Source organism: Elizabethkingia argenteiflava (genome assembly GCF_009904105.1).
GTDB lineage: Bacteria > Bacteroidota > Bacteroidia > Flavobacteriales > Weeksellaceae > Elizabethkingia > Elizabethkingia argenteiflava.
The window spans coordinates 43,360-65,651 of record NZ_JAAABJ010000595.1 but is presented as its reverse complement, the minus strand read 5'-3'; the positions used below and the strand labels follow the sequence as shown (position 1 = coordinate 65,651).

The window sequence follows — 22,292 nt, the reverse complement described above, 5'->3', positions numbered from 1 at the left end:
GAGTGCAAAAATAGAAAGTTTATATATATTTAACAAATTTTATAACACTATTTTTCGAAAAAATACCCTAATTAACTCGATAACAGAATGAAAAATTTAAACCCATCCCCTTTCAGCTCCGGAGCATGAGCACCTTCGCCTGCTTAGCCTAGATAAAGAAGGGCAAACTTAATTATCATAAAAGGAAAAAGATCTAAAATAAAAAAGATCGCCCAAAGCGATCTTTTATCTATATACTGCATTTAGATTCTATAAAATGATAAATACAGCTTTTATTTTTACTAAAAATTCAAACCTTGAGGAAAGGCTTTTTGTCTAAAAATTAATAATATAAGGGCACCTAAGGTTATTGAACTATCCGCTATGTTAAATACAGGCTTAAAAAATTCAAACTTAGAACCTCCTATCACAGGCATCCAGTCGGGCCAGTTAAAATTGAAAATAGGAAAATAGAGCATATCTACCACACAACCGTTCATAAAGGAGGCATACCCCCTCCCCTCTACCAATTGCGAGATTCCTTCATAGCCTACCCAACGCCCAATACCTTGTTCAAAAACGGTACCATAGTCAAAAATCAATCCGTAAAACATACCATCAATCAGATTTCCAATGGCACCTGCAAAAATCATCGACATGGGAATAATTAAATAATTGGAAGCGCCCTCACGCAACCATTTTCTAAACATTACCACCATCCCTATAACCAGCGCTATACGGACCACTGACAAAATATATTTACCTATGATCCCTCCAAAGTGAAGTCCATAGGCCATCCCCGGATTCTCTACAAATGCTAACTTGAACCAATCGAATACATCTACACTTTCTCCTAAATGGAAATGTGTCTTAACATAAATTTTAGACGCTTGATCAATGATCAATATAAACAGCGCTACAGCCAAAATTTTCCTCATTGTCTACAATCGTTATGATTGAGAGATCGGAAGCTCTTCTTTTTTCAAAAAACTTCCGATCTCTATTTTCTATATATATTTTTATTATCGTTGCATATTTTTAGCTTCAATACTTAGCGTTGCGTGAGGTACGGCTTTCAACCTATCCTTAGATATTAGATTTCCTGTTACACGACATACTCCATAAGTTTTATTTCTAATTCTGATCAGAGCATTTTTTAAATCATAAATGAATTTTTCTTGCCGGGCGGCCAAAATAGCATTTTGTTCCTTACTAAGGGTTTCTGCACCCTCCTCGAAAGCTTTAAATGTAGGAGAGGTATCGTCCGTACCGTTATTTTGGTCATTAATAAAACTTTCTCTTATCAAGGATAGATCTCTTTCTGCCTTTTCTATTTTTTCTTCTATAATTTTTTTGAACTCTTCCAGTTCTGCATCACTATACCTTGTTCTTTCGTCTGCCATAATAATATTTTTTTAATTGGATAATGGTTTACTTGCTTTACAGAACTGAAAAACACTCTCTCATTTCGACAGAAAGCAGCCTTTCTTAACTCTCTAGTCGTATTTTTCAGTTGATGCTCATATTTTAACAATATTAATATTAAACCTCTGTTCATCTATCTCGATCTCCTCGCCTGTAATTTCAGTCTTCACTACAATGTCTTGAGCGAGAACCTCTGTACTAATATAATCTTTATTTTCCAATATTTGTTCTAAAAACAAATTATCACTTTGTAATTCAATGATAATCCGATCATTAATTTCAAACTTTTTATCTTTTCTAAGGTTTTGCACCCTATTGATAAGCTCTCTTGCAATACCCTCTGATCTTAAAGCATCCGTAATATTAAGATCTAATGCTACGGTTAACTTAGCCTCAGAAGCTACTGTCCAGCCAGGTATATCTTTAGTTAAGATCTCTACATCATTTGTAGTAATCTCATACCCCTGAACCTTTAAATGACCTTCTTTCTCCAAACTGGAAATTTGCTCATCGTTAAAAGCAGCTATTTCGGCAGCCACCTTCTTCATATCTTTCCCTAATTTAGGACCTAGCGTTTTGAAATTAGGTTTAATCTGCTTGACAATAAGATGAGACGCTTCTTCAGCATTAATCATCTGCAGTTCTTTCACGTTTACTTCCTGCTTAATCAGCTCCGCCACAGCAGTTATCTGTTCTCTTGTTTTGTGATCTAAGATCGGTATCAAAACTTTTTGTAAAGGCTGCCGAACTTTGATATTCTCTTTCTTTCTTAGTGAAAAAACCATAGAAGTCACTTGTTGTGCCAAATGTGTTTTTTCCACCAAGGAATACTCTATTTTTCCCTCCTCTGCTAAAGGAAAATCGGTTAAGTGTACCGAGGACGCTTGTTCTTTCATCGTAGCCCGGTTTAGATCTCGATATAACTGATCCATAAAGAAAGGCGCTATAGGAGCCGAAATCTTGGCCACTGTCACCAAACAGGTATATAAAGTTTGGTAGGCCGAAATTTTATCTTCCGTGTACTCTCCCTTCCAAAAACGTCTTCTACACAAGCGTACATACCAATTGGAAAGATTATCATTAACAAAAGTATTAATCGCTCGAGCTACTTTAGTCGGTTCATAATCTTCATAAAAAGCTTTTACCTCCTTCAACAGGAGATTGAGTTCCGAGAGTATCCATCTATCAATTTCGGGACGATCTTGAATATCTGCTTCTTCATATCTAAAACCATCTACATTAGCATACAACGCAAAAAATGAGTAAGTATTATATAGGGTCCCAAAAAATTTTCTTCTTACCTCATCTATACCGTCTAGATCGAACTTGAGATTTTCCCACGGCATGGCATTCGAAATCATATACCACCGGGTCGCATCCGGACCATAAGATTCCAAGGTCTTAAATGGATCTATGGCATTGCCGAGCCGTTTAGACATTTTGTGCCCGTTTTTATCCAAAACCAAGCCATTGGAAATTACGTTTTTATAAGCGACAGAATCAAACACCGCTGTTGCTATGGCATGCAAGGTATAAAACCAACCTCTTGTCTGGTCCACACCTTCTGCTATAAAATCAGCAGGGAATGCTTTTCGCTCATCAATTACTTCTTTATTTTCGAATGGATAGTGCAGTTGAGCATAAGGCATAGAACCAGAATCAAACCATACATCAATAAGATCTTCTTCTCTTTTCATAGGCTTCCCTGTAGCTGAAACTAGAATAATCTGATCTACAATATTTTTATGCAGGTCCACCTTGGCATAATTGGCGTCCTCCATATTTCCCACTTCAAAGCCTTCATATGGGTGATTTTTCATAAAACCCGCATCTATTGACTTCTGAATTTCATGCATCAAATCCTCCACTGAGCCTATAATTTTTTCTTCACTTAGATCCTCTGTTCTCCATATAGGCAAAGGAATACCCCAATATCGGGAACGCGAAAGATTCCAGTCATTTACATTCTCTAGCCAATTGCCAAAGCGTCCCTCCCCTGTAGATTTAGGTTTCCAGTTGATTTGTTGATTAAGTTGTACTAAGCGATCTTTTACAGCTGTCATCTTTACAAACCACGAATCCAAAGGATAGTACAATATAGGTTTATCGGTTCTCCAGCAGTGAGGATAGCTGTGAACGTATTTTTCTACTTTAAAAGCTTTATTTTGGGTCTTTAGTAAAATGGCTAACTCTACATCCCACGATTTATCGGGAGCCGTACCTTTTTCATAATACTCATTTTTGATATATTTACCTGCAAAAAGCTCAGGAATCTCTCCCCCTCGAATAAAACGCCCTTGTAAATCAACCAATGGGATAAGATGATCATTGGCATCTTTAGCCAACAATGGAGGTATCCCATTTTCCTTCGACACTCGTGCATCATCAGCACCAAATGTAGGCGAAGTATGTACGATTCCTGTACCATCTTCAGTGGTTACAAAATCTCCAACAATCACTCTAAACGCTTGATCTTCATTTTCTTCTAGCCTAATCCATGGCAATAACTGTTCGTAATAAGTTCCGGCCAGTTGCTCACCTGTAAATTCTTTTAATATTGTGTAAGGTATGGTCTTACTTTGAGGGGTATAATCTATAAAGTCCTGCGCTTCACCAGGCGTATATTTCTTACCAAAGTTTTTTTCTAATAGCACCTTGGCTAAAACAACATGGATAGGCTCAAAAGTATATTGATTGAAGGTTTTAACCAACACATATTGGATATCTCCCCCTACAGTTAAAGCTGTATTTGAAGGAAGCGTCCAAGGGGTCGTAGTCCAAGCTAAAATATCAACATCCCCCTCAATATCAATGAACAAAGACGTTGTTTCTTTTTTCACCCTAAACTGGGCTACAATACTGGTATCTGATACATCACGGTAAGTTCCTGGCTGATTCAATTCATGAGAGGAAAGCCCTGTACCGGCTGCCGGCGAATAGGGTTGTACTGTATAGCCTTTATAGAGCAAACTATTATTATAAAGCTGCTTCAAAAGCCACCATACAGTTTCCATATATTTAGAATCATAGGTAATATAAGGCTTCTGTAAATCTACCCAATAACCAATATTCTGGGTGAGTTTATTCCAGACATCGGTATAACGCATCACCGCTTTGCGACATGCCTGATTGTAATCTTCTACACTAATGCTATTACCTATATCCTCTTTTGTGATTCCTAATTCTTTTTCTACACCCAATTCAATAGGCAACCCATGGGTATCCCAACCAGCTTTTCGAAAAACCTGCTTACCATTCTGAGTCTGGAAACGACAAAAAATATCTTTTAAACTCCTCGACATAACATGATGGATCCCCGGCATTCCATTTGCGGATGGAGGACCTTCATAAAAAACATATTCAGGCTTCCCCTGACGATTTTCCACACTTTTCTTAAAGGTATTATCCTCCTTCCAGAACTTTGATATAGCATGGGCAGAGCCTATAAGATCTAAGCTTTTATACTCGGTAAACTTCTTCATGTGACGATAAAAAATATTTTTTGTCCTTGTTATAAATTTAAGATTGCGAATATAAAAAAAAATGTGGAAAAAGCCCTAGCCTGATTCTATATAAATCTATTGAATTTTAAGCTTTTAAATAATACAGTCTCTTTTTTGAAAAATTAATAATTCAGCATTGAGATAGTATACTGTAAAATTTGCGAGCAAAAGGAAAATCGCATTTTCAAAATAAATCCTAATTTTGCAAAAAATTCTCTATGTCGAAAAATCTCGTAATTGTGGAATCCCCAGCGAAGGCTAAGACCATACAAAAATATCTCGGTAACGATTTTGAAGTGACCTCCAGCATGGGGCACATTCGTGACCTCCCGAAAAAAGGCATGGGTATCAACCTTGAAACCTTTACTCCCGATTATGAAGTCCCTTCCGATAAGAAAAAATTAGTGTCCGATCTGAAAGCTCGTGCCAAGAAAGCTGAAATAGTATGGCTGGCTTCGGATGAAGATCGCGAAGGAGAAGCCATCGCCTGGCATCTCGCAGAAGAACTAAAATTAAAAGAAGACCAGACGAAAAGAATCGTCTTTCATGAAATCACTAAAAATGCTATTCTCAAAGCGGTAGAAAACCCGAGAAAAATAGATGAAAATCTGGTGAATGCTCAACAGGCAAGAAGAGTACTCGACAGAATCGTAGGATTTGAAATGTCGCCAGTACTCTGGAAAAAAGTAAAGACAGGCCTTTCTGCAGGACGCGTACAGTCTGTGGCTGTTCGCTTAGTGGTAGAGCGCGAAAAAGAAATTCAGTCTTTTGAGCCGAAACATTCGTACCGGGTAGAGGGACTCTTTTTCAATAAAGAGGAAAAAGAACTTTCGGCAAAATTAAAAAAAGATTTTGCTACCGAACAAGAGGCAGAAGATTATTTAAATCTATGTAGTAAAAATGAATTTAAAGTCCTAAATATTGAAAAAAAACCAGGACAACGTTCAGCATCTGCTCCTTTTACCACCTCTACATTGCAACAAGAAGCTTCAAACCGATTGGGCTACTCTGTAACGACCACCATGCGCATCGCTCAACGCCTTTACGAAGAAGGCTATATCACCTATATGAGAACCGATAGTGTTAACCTTTCCCAGGAAGCTATCGCTTCAGCAAAAGACTCTATTATAAAGGAGTTCGGCGAAGAATATTCTACCCCAAAAAATTATACCACCAAAAACACATCCGCCCAAGAAGCCCATGAAGCTATTCGCCCTACTGATTTTAGACTAAAAAGCCTTGGTGATGTTCAGTTAAATAAACTCTACCAACTGATTTATAAGAGAACCATGGCTAGCCAGATGGCTCCTGCAAAAATTGAAAAAACCCTTATTGAAATCGGTAATTCTAAGCTTTCTCAAAATTTTGAAGCGGCAGGGGAAGTAATTGTTTTTGATGGCTTCCTAAGGGTCTATGGCATTACTAAGAATGAAGAAGAGGAAAATGACAGCCACAACAAAATTTTACCAAAAGTTAATATCGGTGAAATGCTTCATTATAAAGAAATTACGGCTACTGAAAAATTTACAAAAGCAGCCGCACGCTATACGGAAGCAGCCTTGGTGAAAAAATTAGAAGAATTAGGTATAGGGAGACCCTCTACCTATGCTCCGACCATTCAGACGATTCAGAATCGTGAATATGTTGAGAAAAGAGAAGTAGCTGCTAAGGAGCGGGAAATTCTCCAGATTACCCTAAGTTCTTCTCTAAAAAAGGAAAAGCGCATTGAAAAGTATGGCTTTGATAAAAATAAGTTTTTACCGACGGATATCGGTATCGTAGTGAACGACTTCCTTGTGAATAATTTTAATGAAGTTTTGGATTACGGATTTACTGCCCGTGTGGAAGAAGCTTTCGATATCATAGCAGAGGGCAACAGTTCATGGAAAGAAGTCATGGCGCAGTTCTATGAGAAATTTCATCCCACTATTGAAAATGTAGAAGAACATGCGGAGCGCGCTACAGGAGATCGTATTTTAGGTAGCGATCCTAAAACCGGTAAAAATGTACATGCCAGAATAGGTCGCTTTGGTGCTATGATTCAAATTGGAGAAGCTGATGATGATGAAAAGCCTGTCTTTGCTTCCCTTTTACCCCACCAGAATATTGCTAGCATTACCTTAGAAGAAGCTTTGGAACTATTTAAGATTCCTTTTTCGCTTAATGATTATGAAGGTAAAGAAGTACTAGTAGGAGTAGGCCGTTTTGGCCCTTATATTAAATGGGGAGATATTTACATTAGTCTTCCGAAAAATGAAGACCCCTTATCCGTAGATAATGGGCGTGCTCTTGAAATTATAGAGGAAAAGAAAAAGGCCGATGCGCCGATTGCAACTTATAAAGGAGAACCTGTAACGAAAGGAGTGGGTAGATTTGGACCTTTTATAAAATACACCAATCTTTTTGTAAATGTTCCCAAAAAATATGATTTCGACAAGCTTTCTCAAAGCGATATCCAGGAACTCATCGAAGCTAAATTAGAAAAAGAGGCCAATCGATATATACAACAGTGGACCGATCAAAAATTTTCTCTAGAAAACGGTAGGTGGGGTCCCTTTATACGCTTTGGTAAAAAAATGCTGAAAATACCTCTAACAGACAAGGGGGAGAAGTATACACCACAAGAACTTAAAGAAGTTTCTGCTGATGAGGTGAAAAAATGGATTATAGACCAAGACGAAACCGCTTTTAAAGAAAAAGCAAAAAAGAAGACTACTAAAAAAAAATAGACTTCGTTTATGAATATTGAAGACCTCCTGATCCCCGCTCCTAAATTACATGCTGAAAAATGGCAATTAGGAGCGGTCATCAAGCCAGAGATAAAAGAAGGTGGTATCGCCCTTATATTTTGTTCAGACGAAAGAGGTGCGCAAGGAACAGCTATTCCTAAAAACTATACAAAAATCAGATCGGAACTCTATAAACTTTCTAAGCAGGACTGGAAAATTCCCATTGCTGATTTAGGAGACTTTATCTCCGGAAAAACTCCCGAAGATACCCACTGTGCTTTACAAGAATTATTGACTTTCTGTTTGCGTAAACAAATACTCCCTATTGTAATTGGAGGTTCTAACGATCTTGCTTATTCTCTTTTTTCAGCCATCAACCATATCTACAAGAATCTGACGTATGTACAGATTAATCATATCTTAAGTCTAGAAAATCCGGACACCCCATTATGTGAAAAAAATTTTTTATCTAAAATTCTAAGTACCGAAGCTAATCCTATCGGAAAATACCATCACTTAGGTTTCCAAAAACACGCTAATGAGTTGGATGCTCTGCATTTAATGAGCGAAGTAAACTTCGATATCATACGGCTAGCGGAAATGATGAAATCGCCCGAAACTATAGAACCCTATTTTCGAAGAGCAGACTTGGTGAGTATTAATTGTGATGCTGTGGAAAGCCTAACAGATGCTTTTTCACTACACCCTCAGGTCAATGGGCTAAATAGGAGAGAAATTTGCGCCTATATGAAGGAAGCAGGATTGTCTGAAAACTTAAAATCCATAGGCATCTTCAATTATCAATCCCATTCTAGGCATCTTCTCAATCATCAACTTTTGGCTCAAATGATCTGGTACCTATTAGAGGGGATTAATATCCAAAGAAGCCATCCTAAGGAAAGACAATACGAAACATTCTGGGTGATAATAGATGATCGAGAAGTAGCGTTTAAACGTGATACCTTCAGCAATTTATGGTATTTTGGTAAAAGCAATAATATTACAGAATGTCTTCCCTGTTCAAAATTAGATTTTGAACAGGGAAAATTAGGATACCTTAGCAGCAGATTGTTGAAATTCGAAGTATAATAGGGTTTTGTATAGTAGCATGTGTTTTGTCATGAAGCCTGATTTTTTTTCTAAAAAACCGTTAATAATTCCTGAAAATTAAAGGATTATTTAACGAAACATTATGAACATTCCTAATATAAATTTGTTTTATATTTGTACCACTAAATAATTGAGCAATTATTCTACGGAATGAAAATAACAGAATGAAACGACAAGATATTTTTTTTTCTCTCCACTTGAGTCCTTTTATAAGGATAGCGAAATACGGACAGCCCGGGGCCTCCTTTTTCTCATCTCTTAAATATCTCTGTAATCTTAGCCCTATTTTGCTTTAACGCAGCCATTCATGCTATGAAAGAATTGAAGTCAAAAATTAATAAAAACGCACTACCAAAACATGTTGCCATTATAATGGACGGAAATGGACGGTGGGCGAAATCTCGGGGTGAAGAGAGAACCTATGGGCACAGAAATGGTATTCAGGCTGTTAGAGATGTAGTGTATGCTTGTCAAGAAATTCAAATCCCATATTTAACACTTTATACCTTTTCTACCGAAAACTGGAAACGCCCTCAAGACGAAGTGGCTACTTTAATGCAGCTTCTGGCTGAAACTTTAACCGAAGAAGCAGATGATTTATACACCAAAGGATTGCGGCTTAGAATTATCGGTGACATTAACAAAATGCCTCCCATCGTAAAAGAACAGTTATACCATATTATGGATTTAACCCGAAACAATACAGGCGGTAATTTAATATTGGCGCTCAACTATGGAGCACAAGCTGAAATTATTCAAGCGGTTCAATCTATTGCAAAAGATGTTAAAAATGGTGAATTAAATATTGAAGATATTGATCATTCGTTATTTGAAGATCATCTTTATACAAAAGATATCCCCCCTGTAGATCTTATGATAAGGACCAGCGGAGAGGTTCGTATTAGCAACTTTTTACTCTGGCAAATCGCCTATGCCGAACTACAATTCCTGGATATTTTATGGCCAGATTTTACAAAAAAAGACTTCTTTAACTGTATTATTCAATATCAGGAGAAAGAACGCCGATATGGCAAGATAAGTGAACAAATAGAAGCTAAGAAAGCTTAAATACATAAAAAAGAAAAGACACACAACCAATGAAGTTTAGATCCTTACCGATATTTCTTTTCATCGCATCAGCTCATTTTTATGGTCAGGTCAGCCCCCCACAGACTCCTCGGGAAAGCGAAGCTGCTAACCCACAAGAAACCGAACCCTCTTATATTTTAAAAGACATTGTAATTGATGGTGTTAAAAAATATACGACAGAACAAATTTTGCGCTTTACCGGCCTTTCCAAAGGGGAACCTATTGAGATTCCGGGGCAGAGATTGAGCAGTGCCATTAAAAAACTGTGGGATACGCAAACTTTTTCTGAAGTAGAAGTATATGTACAAAGTGTCGAAGGCCAAAATGTTACCTTAAGATTTTTACTCCAGGATTTAAAAGAATTAGGAAAAGTAAAATTTAAGGGAAAAGATATCAAAATTGGAAAGTCTAAAAACGAAAAACTGATTAAAGATAATAATCTAAAGCCTGGGATAAAGATCACCGAAAATCTGGTGACAAACCTTAAATACAATATTCCACAACAATATATCTCTAAGGGTTTCTCAGATGCTAAAATTAGTATTGAAGATAAAATCAATGCCAAAGACTCTAATCTCGTAGACTGGACCATCGACATCTCCAGAGGAAAACGCATTAAAATAGACCGTATAGATTTTGAGGGTAATAATAGTATTTCGGGGGCAAAACTTCGTAGAAACGGATTTAAGAACACCAAGCAAAAGCGCTTTCTCTTAGGTATCTTTAAACCTTCTAAATTTATTAAAGATAAATATGAAGAGGATAAAAAAACACTTGTAGATTACTATAATTCATTAGGATTCAGAGATATGAGAGTAGTCTCTGATTCGGTTAACCGTAATAATAAGGGATATAACATCAAAGTTAAAGTAGACGAGGGTAAAAAATATTATATCGGAGACATCACTTTTGTCGGAAACACGGTTTTTTCTACTGAAGCCTTAACTAAGCTGTTAGGCTATAAAAAAGGTGATATCTACGATTCTGTAGGATTTAAAAAGAGAATAGGAGAAGATGGAGGGAAAGAAGATAATTCGGATATCGCTTCATCTTATATGGATAACGGTTATCTTTTCTCCAATGTAACCGGAGTAGAGAAATCGATTAAAAATGACACTATTAATATGGAGGTCAGAATTCATGAAGGGACAAAAGCGACGTGGAATCGCGTAACGTGGGGCGGCAACGTGACCACTCATGACCACGTGATATTGAGATCGCTCAGAACACGCCCAGGCGACCTATTTTCGAAAGCAAATATTAAAAGAACTTTCTTTGATTTGGCGGGCATGTCTTATTTTGATCCACAACAAATCGGACAAGATATCAAACCCAACCCAACGGATAATACGGCAGACATTCACTGGTCTCTTGTAGAGAAAGGTTCTTCTCAGGTACAGCTTCAGGCCGGATATGGTGGAAATTCCTTTATTGGCACATTAGGGCTGACGTTTAACAATTTTTCGCTAAAGAATTTCTTTAAACTTAAGGACTTCCGCCCTATTCCTCAAGGAGATGGACAAATTCTTTCCTTACAAGCCCAAGCTGGACAATATTTTCAAAACTATAGTATATCGTTTACAGAACCTTGGTTATTCGGTACCAAACCTACGGCACTCTCGGTTGGTCTTAACTACTCTAGGGTGAAATATCGGGATGAATATGGAGAGCCCCAAAAGCTGAACATTTTCTCGGCCAATACAGGATTAAATCAATTACTAAGCTGGCCGGATGATTATTTCTCTTTATATACGGGTTTATCCTATCAACGCTATGCATTTGACAACTATCCATTTCAGTTCGGAAATGAAACTTTGAAAAATGGAGAGGCTAATAACTTTGCTCTGAATATAGGTTTGTCCAGAAATGCAGCCGGACCCGATCCGTTTTTTAAGACCTCGGGATCTGATTTTGAACTCTCCGCTAAACTTACCCCTCCTTATTCTCTTTTCCAGAACAAGAATTATGACCGCATGTCTGCTGCTAATAAGTATAGATGGTTAGAGTTTTATAAAATCAAAATGAAAGCCGATGCTTATAGTCAGATCATAGGTAAACTTGTATTAAGAAGTTCACTAGAAATGGGCTTTCTAAACGGTTATAATAAGCAATTGGGAGCTCCCCCTTTTGAAAGATTCTATATGGGAGGCGTTGGTTTATTCAATGGTCGGTTTGATGGCCGTGAATTGATTCCGCTTCGCGGTTATGAAGATGCCTCTTCCGCAGGAGGCTCCGATTCGGATGTAACGCCTTATGGTGGAGGAACTATTTATAATAGAGTAAATTTTGAACTTAGATACCCCATATCTATGTCACAAACTGCAAAAATATATGCTCTTACCTTTTTGGAAGGCGGGAATACATGGCAAGGCTTTAGCCAGTATAATCCTTTTCAATTAAAAAGATCTGCAGGATTTGGTATTAGAGTCTATATGGGCGCCTTTGGACTGATTGGGTTTGACTTTGCTTATGGCTTCGATAAGACGATCGGCGGCACTGAGCCTAATGGCTGGAAAACACATTTCTTAATGAATCAACAATTGTAAAAGCTATTTAGGTATAGTTTTTGATAAAAATAATAGATTAAATTAAAAACAAATTAAATTTTAAATCATACTATGAAAAGATTAAGTGTATTATTCGCAACTGTACTCATGATGGTGTCTTTCACTGTTATCAAAGCTCAGAAAATTGCTCATGCAGACGTAGCAGGTATTCTCAATGTAATGCCTGAAATGAAGAAAGCTAATGAACAGCTTGAGGCGCTTGGAAAAATGAAACAAGCGGAGCTCACTAAATTACAACAGGCTTTCCAGAATAAAGTACAGCAATACCAAAAAGGAGGCAAACAAGATGCCGCCAAAGAAGCTGAGCTACAAAAGGAAGGAGAAAATATCCAAAAAATGGGACAAGCAGCTCAGAAGGATGTCGCTGAAAAGCAAGAGGTGCTTTATGCTCCTATCGATCAAAAGCTGAACAATGCTATTTCGGCTGTAGCCAAGGCAAAAGGCTTAGATTATATTTTGGATGCCAACTCCCAAGCGCTCATCTTCAAAGGAGGATTGGATATAACTGCTGATGTTAAAAAGCAATTAGGTCTTTAATTATATTATTAAAGTCTCATAAATAAAACCACCCATTGCGGTGGTTTTGTTATTTTTGTACGCAGTAACAATAAAACTTTATGGAAGGGGAAATTACTAGTCAAGTCAAAATACGCTTTTCAGACTGTGATCCTATTGGGCATCTCAGTAATTCAAAATATTTGGAATATATGTTAAATGCTCGTGAGGACCATTTTGAAGAAATTTGCGGATACTCTTATGAAGATCATATCCGTCAAACTGGCAATACCTGGGTGGTCACTCAAAACCAAATCACTTATTTAAAAGAAGTCAGACCAAATATAACCGTGAATATTAGCAGTAAAATTATTCAGCATGATGAATATACTTCTGTTGTTGAAATATTAATGAAAGATGCTCGCAATGAAATAATTCACAGTGTGCTGTGGACAACTGTTGTTTATTTCAATATGAAAGAGAGAAGGGTTATCCCTTGCTCGCCAGAAACTTTAGCCTCCTTTGAGTCAAATTGCAAAGAAATATCAGAAAAACACTTTGGACATAGAACCGAATCTCTAAGAAAACAGAATAAACAATGGAAAAAATATTAGTCGTCGGAGGCAATGGTCAGCTTGGAAATTGTCTGAGAAATCTGGAAGGAAAATATTCTGAATATGAATTTTTATTTACCTCTTATCAAGAATTGGATATCACAAATGAAGATCGTATAAGAAGTATTTTTGAAGATTTCCAGCCCGACTATTGTGTGAATGCTTCAGCCTATACTGCTGTTGATTTGGCAGAAGAAGAAACAGAGCAGGCTTTTGCCGTCAATGCCTATGGCGTAGAGAATTTAGCAAAAATATGCGCCGAAAACGATAGTATTCTTATCCATATTTCTACCGATTATGTATTTGATGGTGAAACCAACCTGGCTTATGCAGAGGAAGATTTTACAAACCCCATTGGCATCTATGGAAATTCTAAAAGAGAGGGTGAGGTTCTAGCACTGGAATACAACCCTAAAACGATTATTATCAGGACTTCTTGGCTATATTCTGAATTTAATAAAAACTTTGTGACCACTATGATCAATCTTTTTAATAGCCGTGATGAATTGGGTATTGTGAATGATCAATTTGGACAACCTACCAATGCAAATGATCTAGCCGAAGCTATTATGTGTATGATTTCACAAACTGAAAAGATCTTCGGAATTTATCATTTCTCGAATTACGGAGAAACCACTTGGTACAGTTTTGCTAAAAAGATTGCACAATTTACTTATTCAAAAGTCAGATTAAAGCCTTTGAGTACTGCTGAGTATCCCACAAAAGCCAAGAGACCTAAAAGAAGTACATTGTGTCTGGATAAAATCGAAAAAGATTACAAAATCACTCCTCAATACTGGGAGAATAGTTTAGAAGCATGTATTAACATCCTACAAAATCAAAAATGAAACATTTTTTTTTCATCTTCTTCTTGTATCACTGCATCGGCTTGAATGCTCAATGGGTTGGCATATCTAAAATGCTGAATATTCATGATAACAAAGACAAACATTTTTATCGGATCGAAAATACCAAAGGGGCAGAATATCTGGGAGAGATTGAGGTAAAGGGGCTGGGCCAAGATGATGTAAACCTCTTTCGCACGATTTATACCAAGGCAAAAAAAATGGGAGCCAATGCTTTCCATATAAAAGCTTTAGAGTCCATAGACGGAAGTTTACTAGCCTTTAATCCCGAGCATTATTATCTTAGCCTTTACTATCTACCTATGGACGTAGATACCCCTACACAAGGGGAGGATACAGCTTATATCATTGCCTCCCCTACTTCTGCTCACAAAATAAGCATTAACAACGAAAAATTTATTTTGCCGGCTCGCACTTTCAAAAAAATTTCCCTCAAACCAGGCGATATTTATACCCTATCCACTCTTAAATTTTTAGGATCCTCAATAAAGTTGAGCTCAAGCGGAAAACAAAGCGCTCATTATTTTCAGGTTTCGGGTTTCAAAATAAAATCCAATCCCTATGGGAAAGGAGGTATGAATTTAAAATCGGGAGATTTCACCCGATTAGAAAAATCATATGCGATGTTCCTTACGAGTATTTACCAAGAAATAAAATAGCCCATAAATTTTTAAATAGCATGGAAACCCTTTAAATTTGCGCCTATGCACAAATTAATGTTAATTTATCAAACTGTTATATGAGAGTTCTAACTGGAATACAAGCAACTGGAACCCCTCACTTAGGGAATCTATTGGGGGCGATACTGCCTGCTATTGAATTGGCTAAAGATGCCGATAACGAATCTTTTTTCTTTATTGCCAATCTGCATAGCCTAACGCAAATAAAAGATGCTGAACAGCTAAGACAAAATACTTATCAAATTGCAGCCGCATGGCTCGCGTGTGGACTGGATATTGAGAAAACACACTTCTACAGACAGAGCGACATTCCACAGACCTGTGAGTTAACCTGGTTTTTAGACTGCTTCTTTCCCTTTCAACGATTAACGCTAGCCCATTCCTTTAAAGATAAAGCAAGCCGACTGCAAGATATCAATACAGGACTGTTTAATTATCCGATCTTAATGGCAGCAGATATTCTATTATATGGTGCAGAATCTGTTCCGGTAGGAAAAGATCAACTCCAGCATCTAGAGATTACCCGAGATGTCGCCGAAAAATTTAACCGCCAGATGGGTGAGGTTTTTGTGCTTCCAAATGCTGAACTCCACGAAAACACCAAATATGTACCGGGTACTGATGGGCACAAGATGAGTAAATCAAGGGGAAATATTATCAATATTTTTCTTCCTGAAAAAGAACTCAAAAAACAAGTCATGTCTATAGAAACGGATAGTAAAAGTTTAGAAGAACCTAAAGATCCTGAAACGGACCACGTATTCGCGCTCTATCAGCTGGTAGGCGGTCCAGAGCAAACAGAAACGCTGCGTCAAAAATATCTTGCTGGTAACTTTGGGTATGGACATGCCAAGAAAGCACTGCTAGAGCTTCTATTAGAGCGGTTTTCAAAAGAGCGAGAAATTTTTAGTTATTACATGAATCATCTCTATGAGCTGGAGGAGATACTCCAAAAAGGAGCACAGAAGACGCGTCCCATCGCTGAAGAAACTTTAAAAAGAGTCAGAAAAAGCCTCGGATTTTAATAACAAGCGCCTCTGCATAATGAGGTGTTCTTTTTTTATAGCTTTTTTTAATTTCGAAAAAGTCTTTATTCTCTTTATTCCTTCTTAAGTTTGACCTCAATTTATAATGTAAATTGAAGTTTTGTTGCTTTTGACATCCACTACCAATAACACTATTTTCGTTTGCACGAATGGGTACCTATCCCGCGAATGCTTGCAACCTGAGTTCGATAAAAAAAACACATATAACTATTTAGTTTTAAAAACTTTATGTGTAAGTTATATTTTTTAGGGAGGGAGTTATAAATCCAAGATACAAAAAAGGGCTGTTTCTAAAAACAAGTACATTTAAAGATTTTACAATAAGTTAGCTTTGAGTTTTCTCGCCGGAACATTTGTATGGTCAGGTTTGAAATTATTCAGCCTTTTGGTCCAAAATATAGCCAACCAAGAGACCTTCCATACTGTAAAACTTCAATCTTTAATTTTCCATTTTTGGAACGGTTATATAAACGGGATAGTCTACATCAAGAAAATGTGCCTAAATCTCATTCTATAAAATTTAGGCACAAATGTAAAGAAAAAATTGCTCATTAATTTTTAGAGAATAATACGCCGTCAATCGTTCTGGTATTGATCACTCTTATACTTTTAGAATAATTCAATAGAAAACGTATAGTTGAATTTTTGGGCTTCAAAGCATTTCTTCCTAACGAGTTAAGTTGTTTCATATGAAGTCACTTTTATTACTATATAACGTTAGGATTCTCAATTTATTATCTCGTCAAACTAATTTGGTTTTCTATCATCATTTTACGAAGATTTATAAGAGCATAGCGCACCCTGCCTAAGGTAGTGTTGATACTGGATTTTGTATATTCTGCAATCTCTTTAAAACTCAATTCTTTAAAGAAACGTAACTCCAAGACCTCTCTTTGATTATCAGGCAGACAGGCTATCATCCTATGCAGATCCTGATGAATCTGAATCTGTATAAGTTGATCTTCCACATTGGAATCGGGCTCTTTGATTATATCGAAGATCGAATAATCCTCATTTTCGTAAGAAGATTCTGAAATTTTAGGGTTTTTCGCTTTCAGTCGATAGTAATCAATCACTAGATTATGAGCAATACGTTTAGCCCACAATGAAAATTTTCCCTCATCTTTGTATCGCCCTTCTTTAAGTGTCACGATAATTTTCATAAAGGTATCTTGAAAAATATCATTCGCCAGGTCCTCATTTCCTAGCTTATAAAATATAAAGGTAAAAATTTCGCGTTGGTAACGCTTTAGGAGAACTTCTAAAGCAACTTCATTGCCTTTTTGAAATTCTATAATAAGTTCACAATCTGACAGAGTTTTCATTTCTATTTACTTTAAAATACCCAAGACCTTAGCAAATATATTTTGCTATACATGGGTTTCATTTTTTAAAGTAAATTTTTATCTTATACTGTCATTTTTAGTGATTCCGAATGCTAATTTATAAAATAATTTAATAGCTCCAAATGTAAATAAAATAAATTGGCTATTTTTTAGATAATATAACTAAAGGAAAATTAAATGTTAAATTAAAATTAAAACCTTTAAGCTCCTTACCTTGTAATAAATCACCTGTATAATTAAAGGCATACCCCCCTGTAATATCGACCAGTCCCAACACACTAACGCCGAGCTTAGGAGCTATATAGGTAGGTGTAGTTTCCGAACCCACTAGAAAATACCAAGAATGGTAAAGATCTACACCTCTCTCAAAGTTTAATAAAACGTCTAATTGCGCCTTTGGCATAATAGCAAGCCGCGCATGTGTTTCCCCCATAGCCGCGACTGCACCTATTCTGAATAAAATGTCATCATTTTTTAAAAATAACAGCCTTCCTCCGACTTCACCAAAACTTTGATTTTGATAAGTATAGCCCGCATAAAGCATGGGATGTAAGCTGTATTGGGCCTTTAGGCCTACAGAAAGAGGAAGACAAAAAAAACAGAATAGGCTTATAATATTTTTCATGACTATCTATTCATAGACATCAAAAACTCTTCATTATTCAAGGTGGATTGCATGTGTTTTTTAACAAACTCCATCGCTTCAACCGGATTCATATCGGCCAAGTATTTGCGAAGTATCCACATTCTTTGCTGGGTGGTTTCATCATGCAATAAGTCATCCTTTCTAGTACTAGAAGAGATTAAATCTACAGCAGGATAAATACGCTTATTGGCTATTTTACGATCTAGCTGGAGTTCCATATTACCTGTTCCTTTAAACTCCTCAAAAATAACCTCATCCATTTTAGAGCCGGTATCTATTAAAGCCGTAGCAATAATGGTTAAAGATCCACCACCTTCAATTTTTCTGGCAGCACCAAAAAATCTTTTAGGTTTATGCAACGCATTGGCATCGACTCCTCCAGACAATATTTTCCCTGAAGCTGGCGTAACGGTGTTATAAGCTCTTGCTAAACGTGTGATAGAATCTAATAAAATAACCACATCATGTCCACATTCTACAAGTCTCTGAGCTTTGGATAATACCAAATTCGCTACTTTAACATGCTTATCCGCCGCCTCGTCAAAAGTAGAAGCTATTACTTCGGCATTTACGCTTCTCTGCATGTCGGTTACTTCCTCGGGCCTCTCATCTATCAGTAAGACGATCATATAAGCTTCGGGATGATTTGCAGAAATACTATTGGCAATATCTTTAAGCAACATGGTTTTACCTGTTTTAGGCTGTGCCACAATCATGGCCCTCTGCCCTTTTCCTATCGGAGCAAAAAGGTCTACAATTCGAGTGGAAAGGGTTGCATTTTTACCCGCTAAATTGAATTTTTCTTGAGGAAAAAGCGGAGTAAGAAACTCGAATGCTACACGATCTTTAATATAAGCTAAATCCCTACCATTCACCTCGGTAGGGCGTAGTAAAGAGAAATACTTTTCACCTTCCTTAGGCAAACGCACAACTCCTTTTACAGTATCTCCGGTTTTCAAACCATAATTTTTGATTTGACCTGTAGAAACATATACATCATCGGGTGAAGAAATGTAACTAAAATCAGAAGATCTTAGAAAGCCGTAATTATCGGGTAAGATTTCTAACACTCCCTCCACTGTTACAATCCCATCGAAGTTATATTCTTTCTTTTGGGATTCAGCGGATTTAGCTTCACCATTCTTCTCTTTATTATGATTATGTTGCTGAGGAGACTGGTGTTTATTCTTCTGTACTGCGGGTGCTGCCGATTCTTCCTTAGATACGGGCTCTGGCTCGAGTTTTTTCTCTTTTTTTACGGTCTCTTGTTCCTCAACAGGAGCTACTTCTGGAGAAACTACGGCCTTGGTTACTCTACGTCGCTGTTTTTTTTCAGGTTGTGGAGTTTCTGGTAAAGGGGATGCGGTTTCTTTTGACGTTTCCTCTTTATTAAGCTTTTCTTCAAACTCTAGGGTTTCTTCAGCCTTCTGTTTTGTTTTTTGGGCGACAGGTTTGCGCCCTCTTTTTTTGGGCTGAGGTTTTTCTTCTGCCACGTCGTTTTGCTTATCCTGAGATCCCAAATAATTTTTAATTATCTGAGGGTTAGAGGCCTGAAAATCCAATATTGCGTATATTTTTTCATTAATATCGGAAGTTTTCTTAACGCCAACACCTAATTCTTCTGTGATTTTAGCCAATTCGGTATTCGATTTTGACTTTAGACTTTCAATGTCAAACATATGAAATTTAATAAAATGTGTGTAAGGTATAAAAAATGTAGTTTAAATTATATGAGAGGTGGGCTTATTCGATTGATCCTGCCCGCTTTGCGATTCTATGCCTGCAAATCTACACATTTTTTATTAAAAGCAAAAAAATATTAGTACTTTTGCATAAATTAATTGCTAAAGATGCTTCAAAGAATACAAACAATCTGGATGTTTCTTGCTGTGTTAACAGCTATTATAGGGCTATGGATGAACACCACATCCTGGATTCCCTCTAATTTCCCGATTATGGAAACCGCAGCAGGCAGTTCCGTTTTACTGGGATTAATAAGCATTTTCAGTTATAAAAATAGAAAACGACAAATCTTACTGAATTCTATCAGTATTTTTATAAACGCCTTGTTGATCGGCCTATTGGTTTACTGGCTACTAACTTTACCCGGAGGAGTTTTTTTTCCTGAGAAGGGTATTGAGTTAATATCACCGCTCATCTCTATTGTAATGCTATCGATTGCAAACACTTACATCCGTAAAGATGAGAAACTCGTAAAATCTGTGGACAGATTCCGATAGACTTACAACGATTTTTTTTGAGTGAGAACCGTCCTAAAGGACGGTTTTTTGATGATACAGAGTAAAATGTATTACCTTTGTAACTTAATCTAAAAATAGATGAATTTATACTTCAGAATTCTAAAATTTGCACAACCTCATCAAAAATATATTTACGGGAGTCTCCTCTTTAATATTCTTTATTCTGTTTTTCAGATTGCATCTTTAGCAACCATACTTCCTGTTCTAGGAATGCTCTTCGGTACTATGGAGCGCCAAACCTCAAAAAAAGATGATATTTCCTCTCGGATTAAAAACTATTTCTACGATATTATAGACAGTGAAATTCACCAGCACGGAGCTCTTAGGGTACTTGCCTGGCTATGTATTATCACGGCCTGTGCATTTTTACTGCGCAATATCTTTCGGTATTTAGGAGCCTATCTGCTCATCTATTACCGGGTAGGTGTTACGAAAGATCTAAGAAGTACTCTATATCGGAAAATTCTCAGCCTGCCTGTTTCTTTTTTCACCGAACAAAGAAAAGGAGATATTATGTCTAGAATGTCTAACGACATCGGGGAGGTTGAGAACAATATTCTAGGAAGTTTAGTAGATCTGGTTAACTCTCCCTTTATGCTCATCAGCACTTTAATTTCTCTATTTATCTTGAGTCCCCAAATGACACTATTTAGTCTTTTGGTATTGCCTATTATGGGAACCCTGATTTCCGTAATAGGGAAAAGCTTAAAAAAGGACTCTCATGAAGCTCAAAAGGAATTGGGGGGGATTTTCTCTATTGTTGATGAAACCCTAAAGTCCTCTAAAATCATCAAAATTTTTAATGCGGATAAGTTATTGGATAGACGCTTTACCAAATCGATGAATAAGTGGATAACTGCTTCTGTGAACCTAGGTAAAAAGAGAGAACTAGCCTCCCCGATGAGCGAATTTTTAGGTTCTTTAACTTTCCTGATGATCACTTGGTACGGCGGAAAAGAGATTATTGTAAACCACAGTATTAATCCTGAGGATTTTTTGGTCTTCTTAGCTATGTTTTTTCAAATTCTACCTCCAGCAAAAAGCCTAGCTACCTCTATTTCAAATATTCAAAAAGGAGAAGCTTCTCTGATTCGGGTCATGGATATTATGGATGCTGATGCTCAGGTGAAGGAGGTGGCCTATCCTATTGAAATTACAGAACTCCAAGACAAAATAGAGTTTAAAAACGTTGGCTTTTACTATGATAAAGAAAATCCAATTCTAAAAAACTTTAATCTTAGTCTAGCAAAAGGCAAAACGATTGCTTTAGTCGGCCAAAGCGGAAGTGGAAAAACTACCATTGCCAACCTATTGGCACGCTTTTACGATGTAACGGAAGGTAGTATTTATGTAGACGGCCACAATATAAAGGAACTCAACCTCCAGCAGTTCCGCTCTATTCTGGGTATGGTAACACAAGAATCCGTTTTATTTAACGATACCATATACAATAACATCGCTATGGGTAAAGAAAATTGCAGCCCAGAGGAAATTATTAAGGCTGCTAAAATTGCCAATGCCCATGAGTTCATCGAAAATCTACCGGAGGCTTATGATACCAATATTGGAGATGACGGAAATAAATTATCCGGAGGCCAGAAACAAAGGATTTCTATCGCACGTGCAGTGTTGAAAAATCCTCCAATTATGATTCTAGATGAGGCTACCTCGGCACTGGATACCGAATCTGAAAGGTTTGTGCAAGATGCTCTAGAAAATATGATGAAAAACCGAACTTCATTAATCATTGCCCACAGGCTCTCGACTGTACAAAAAGCAGACTGGATCGTTGTTATGGAGCGAGGTAGTATCGTGGAACAGGGTACTCATCGCCAACTTATGGAGAATAATAATGTCTACCGAAAGCTTGTGGAACTTCAAAATTTTGATTAAAATTACCTTTATATAAGAAAATAAGGCTATTCTTATAGCCTTA

At 37.0% G+C, this 22,292-nt stretch carries 18 protein-coding genes; 11 read left to right on the top strand and 7 right to left on the bottom strand.

Translation table 11 applies throughout. From position 1 onward, the window contains the following. Positions 1-281: 281 nt before the first annotated feature. The 3 genes from GNY06_RS10115 to ileS form a co-directional block, all read right to left on the bottom strand. Complete coding sequence (locus GNY06_RS10115) at positions 282-917, bottom strand: lipoprotein signal peptidase (RefSeq protein WP_166519964.1); 636 nt, start codon at positions 915-917, stop codon at positions 282-284. Between the two features lie 84 nt (positions 918-1,001). Then, positions 1,002-1,382 (bottom strand): TraR/DksA family transcriptional regulator, encoded by a 381-nt coding sequence (locus GNY06_RS10110; RefSeq protein WP_166519963.1) that lies wholly within the window; start codon positions 1,380-1,382, stop codon positions 1,002-1,004. Positions 1,383-1,499: 117 nt separating this feature from the next. Then, entirely contained in the window at positions 1,500-4,886 is a 3,387-nt protein-coding gene (gene ileS / locus GNY06_RS10105) for an isoleucine--tRNA ligase (protein ID WP_166519962.1), read from the bottom strand. Positions 4,887-5,125: 239 nt separating this feature from the next. Between ileS and topA the strand changes: the two genes are divergently transcribed. The 9 genes from topA (at position 5,126) to trpS (ending at position 16,082) form a co-directional block, all read left to right on the top strand. Then, on the top strand, positions 5,126-7,636 hold the full coding sequence (topA, locus tag GNY06_RS10100; RefSeq protein ID WP_166519961.1) for a type I DNA topoisomerase: 2,511 nt from the start codon (positions 5,126-5,128) through the stop codon (positions 7,634-7,636). 9 nt (positions 7,637-7,645) lie between these two features. Then, positions 7,646-8,725 carry a formimidoylglutamase gene (locus tag GNY06_RS10095; RefSeq protein WP_166519960.1) on the top strand — a complete coding sequence of 360 codons (1,080 nt, stop codon included), beginning with the start codon at positions 7,646-7,648 and terminating at the stop codon, positions 8,723-8,725. A 333-nt stretch (positions 8,726-9,058) separates the two neighbouring features. Beyond that, the gene (locus GNY06_RS10090; RefSeq protein ID WP_166519959.1) at positions 9,059-9,814 is read left to right on the top strand and encodes an isoprenyl transferase; all 756 of its coding nucleotides are present in this window, start codon (positions 9,059-9,061) and stop codon (positions 9,812-9,814) included. Between the two features lie 29 nt (positions 9,815-9,843). Then, positions 9,844-12,381, top strand: coding sequence for a BamA/OMP85 family outer membrane protein (locus GNY06_RS10085; protein ID WP_166519958.1), 2,538 nt, complete (start codon positions 9,844-9,846; stop codon positions 12,379-12,381). Between the two features lie 72 nt (positions 12,382-12,453). Beyond that, positions 12,454-12,939: an OmpH family outer membrane protein gene (locus tag GNY06_RS10080; RefSeq protein WP_166519957.1), complete on the top strand. Its 486-nt coding sequence runs from the start codon at positions 12,454-12,456 to the stop codon at positions 12,937-12,939. Between the two features lie 80 nt (positions 12,940-13,019). Continuing rightward, the gene (locus GNY06_RS10075; RefSeq protein ID WP_166519956.1) at positions 13,020-13,511 is read left to right on the top strand and encodes an acyl-CoA thioesterase; all 492 of its coding nucleotides are present in this window, start codon (positions 13,020-13,022) and stop codon (positions 13,509-13,511) included. Further along, positions 13,496-14,359 carry a dTDP-4-dehydrorhamnose reductase gene (gene rfbD / locus GNY06_RS10070; RefSeq protein WP_166519955.1) on the top strand — a complete coding sequence of 288 codons (864 nt, stop codon included), beginning with the start codon at positions 13,496-13,498 and terminating at the stop codon, positions 14,357-14,359. Before GNY06_RS10075 ends, rfbD begins: the two co-directional genes overlap by 16 nt. After that, complete coding sequence (locus GNY06_RS10065; RefSeq protein WP_166519954.1) at positions 14,356-15,036, top strand: hypothetical protein; 681 nt, start codon at positions 14,356-14,358, stop codon at positions 15,034-15,036. Before rfbD ends, GNY06_RS10065 begins: the two co-directional genes overlap by 4 nt. 80 nt (positions 15,037-15,116) lie before the next feature. Further along, positions 15,117-16,082 carry a tryptophan--tRNA ligase gene (gene trpS, locus GNY06_RS10060; RefSeq protein ID WP_166519953.1) on the top strand — a complete coding sequence of 322 codons (966 nt, stop codon included), beginning with the start codon at positions 15,117-15,119 and terminating at the stop codon, positions 16,080-16,082. 572 nt (positions 16,083-16,654) lie between these two features. Here trpS and GNY06_RS10055 read toward each other — a convergent pair. The 4 genes from GNY06_RS10055 to rho all read right to left on the bottom strand — a co-directional run bounded on the left by GNY06_RS10055 (position 16,655) and on the right by rho (position 19,774). Next, positions 16,655-16,792 carry a hypothetical protein gene (locus GNY06_RS10055; RefSeq protein ID WP_166519952.1) on the bottom strand — a complete coding sequence of 46 codons (138 nt, stop codon included), beginning with the start codon at positions 16,790-16,792 and terminating at the stop codon, positions 16,655-16,657. A gap of 45 nt (positions 16,793-16,837) precedes the next feature. Next, positions 16,838-17,428, bottom strand: a complete 591-nt coding sequence (locus GNY06_RS10050) for a sigma-70 family RNA polymerase sigma factor (RefSeq protein ID WP_166519951.1) — start codon at positions 17,426-17,428, stop codon at positions 16,838-16,840. Between the two features lie 163 nt (positions 17,429-17,591). Then, complete coding sequence (locus tag GNY06_RS10045; protein ID WP_166519950.1) at positions 17,592-18,074, bottom strand: hypothetical protein; 483 nt, start codon at positions 18,072-18,074, stop codon at positions 17,592-17,594. 2 nt (positions 18,075-18,076) lie between these two features. Beyond that, positions 18,077-19,774: a transcription termination factor Rho gene (rho, locus tag GNY06_RS10040; RefSeq protein ID WP_166519949.1), complete on the bottom strand. Its 1,698-nt coding sequence runs from the start codon at positions 19,772-19,774 to the stop codon at positions 18,077-18,079. A gap of 198 nt (positions 19,775-19,972) precedes the next feature. Between rho and GNY06_RS10035 the strand changes: the two genes are divergently transcribed. Then, the gene (locus GNY06_RS10035) at positions 19,973-20,335 is read left to right on the top strand and encodes a DUF4293 family protein (RefSeq protein ID WP_394350836.1); all 363 of its coding nucleotides are present in this window, start codon (positions 19,973-19,975) and stop codon (positions 20,333-20,335) included. Positions 20,336-20,434: 99 nt separating this feature from the next. Continuing rightward, on the top strand, positions 20,435-22,249 hold the full coding sequence (locus GNY06_RS10030) for an ABC transporter ATP-binding protein (protein ID WP_166519947.1): 1,815 nt from the start codon (positions 20,435-20,437) through the stop codon (positions 22,247-22,249). Positions 22,250-22,292 lie beyond the last annotated feature (43 nt).

Coding starts and splice junctions, on each gene's coding strand:
- GNY06_RS10095 (WP_166519960.1), top strand. CDS start 7,646: ATGAATATTGAAGACCTCCTGATCCCCGCTCCTAAATTACATGCTGAA.
- topA (WP_166519961.1), top strand. CDS start 5,126: ATGTCGAAAAATCTCGTAATTGTGGAATCCCCAGCGAAGGCTAAGACC.
- GNY06_RS10085 (WP_166519958.1), top strand. CDS start 9,844: ATGAAGTTTAGATCCTTACCGATATTTCTTTTCATCGCATCAGCTCAT.
- GNY06_RS10030 (WP_166519947.1), top strand. CDS start 20,435: ATGAATTTATACTTCAGAATTCTAAAATTTGCACAACCTCATCAAAAA.
- GNY06_RS10090 (WP_166519959.1), top strand. CDS start 9,059: ATGAAAGAATTGAAGTCAAAAATTAATAAAAACGCACTACCAAAACAT.
- GNY06_RS10045 (WP_166519950.1), bottom strand. CDS start 18,074: ATGAAAAATATTATAAGCCTATTCTGTTTTTTTTGTCTTCCTCTTTCT.
- GNY06_RS10110 (WP_166519963.1), bottom strand. CDS start 1,382: ATGGCAGACGAAAGAACAAGGTATAGTGATGCAGAACTGGAAGAGTTC.
- GNY06_RS10055 (WP_166519952.1), bottom strand. CDS start 16,792: ATGAAACAACTTAACTCGTTAGGAAGAAATGCTTTGAAGCCCAAAAAT.
- rfbD (WP_166519955.1), top strand. CDS start 13,496: ATGGAAAAAATATTAGTCGTCGGAGGCAATGGTCAGCTTGGAAATTGT.
- GNY06_RS10080 (WP_166519957.1), top strand. CDS start 12,454: ATGAAAAGATTAAGTGTATTATTCGCAACTGTACTCATGATGGTGTCT.
- ileS (WP_166519962.1), bottom strand. CDS start 4,886: ATGAAGAAGTTTACCGAGTATAAAAGCTTAGATCTTATAGGCTCTGCC.
- trpS (WP_166519953.1), top strand. CDS start 15,117: ATGAGAGTTCTAACTGGAATACAAGCAACTGGAACCCCTCACTTAGGG.
- GNY06_RS10075 (WP_166519956.1), top strand. CDS start 13,020: ATGGAAGGGGAAATTACTAGTCAAGTCAAAATACGCTTTTCAGACTGT.
- GNY06_RS10035 (WP_394350836.1), top strand. CDS start 19,973: ATGTTTCTTGCTGTGTTAACAGCTATTATAGGGCTATGGATGAACACC.
- rho (WP_166519949.1), bottom strand. CDS start 19,774: ATGTTTGACATTGAAAGTCTAAAGTCAAAATCGAATACCGAATTGGCT.
- GNY06_RS10050 (WP_166519951.1), bottom strand. CDS start 17,428: ATGAAAACTCTGTCAGATTGTGAACTTATTATAGAATTTCAAAAAGGC.
- GNY06_RS10115 (WP_166519964.1), bottom strand. CDS start 917: ATGAGGAAAATTTTGGCTGTAGCGCTGTTTATATTGATCATTGATCAA.
- GNY06_RS10065 (WP_166519954.1), top strand. CDS start 14,356: ATGAAACATTTTTTTTTCATCTTCTTCTTGTATCACTGCATCGGCTTG.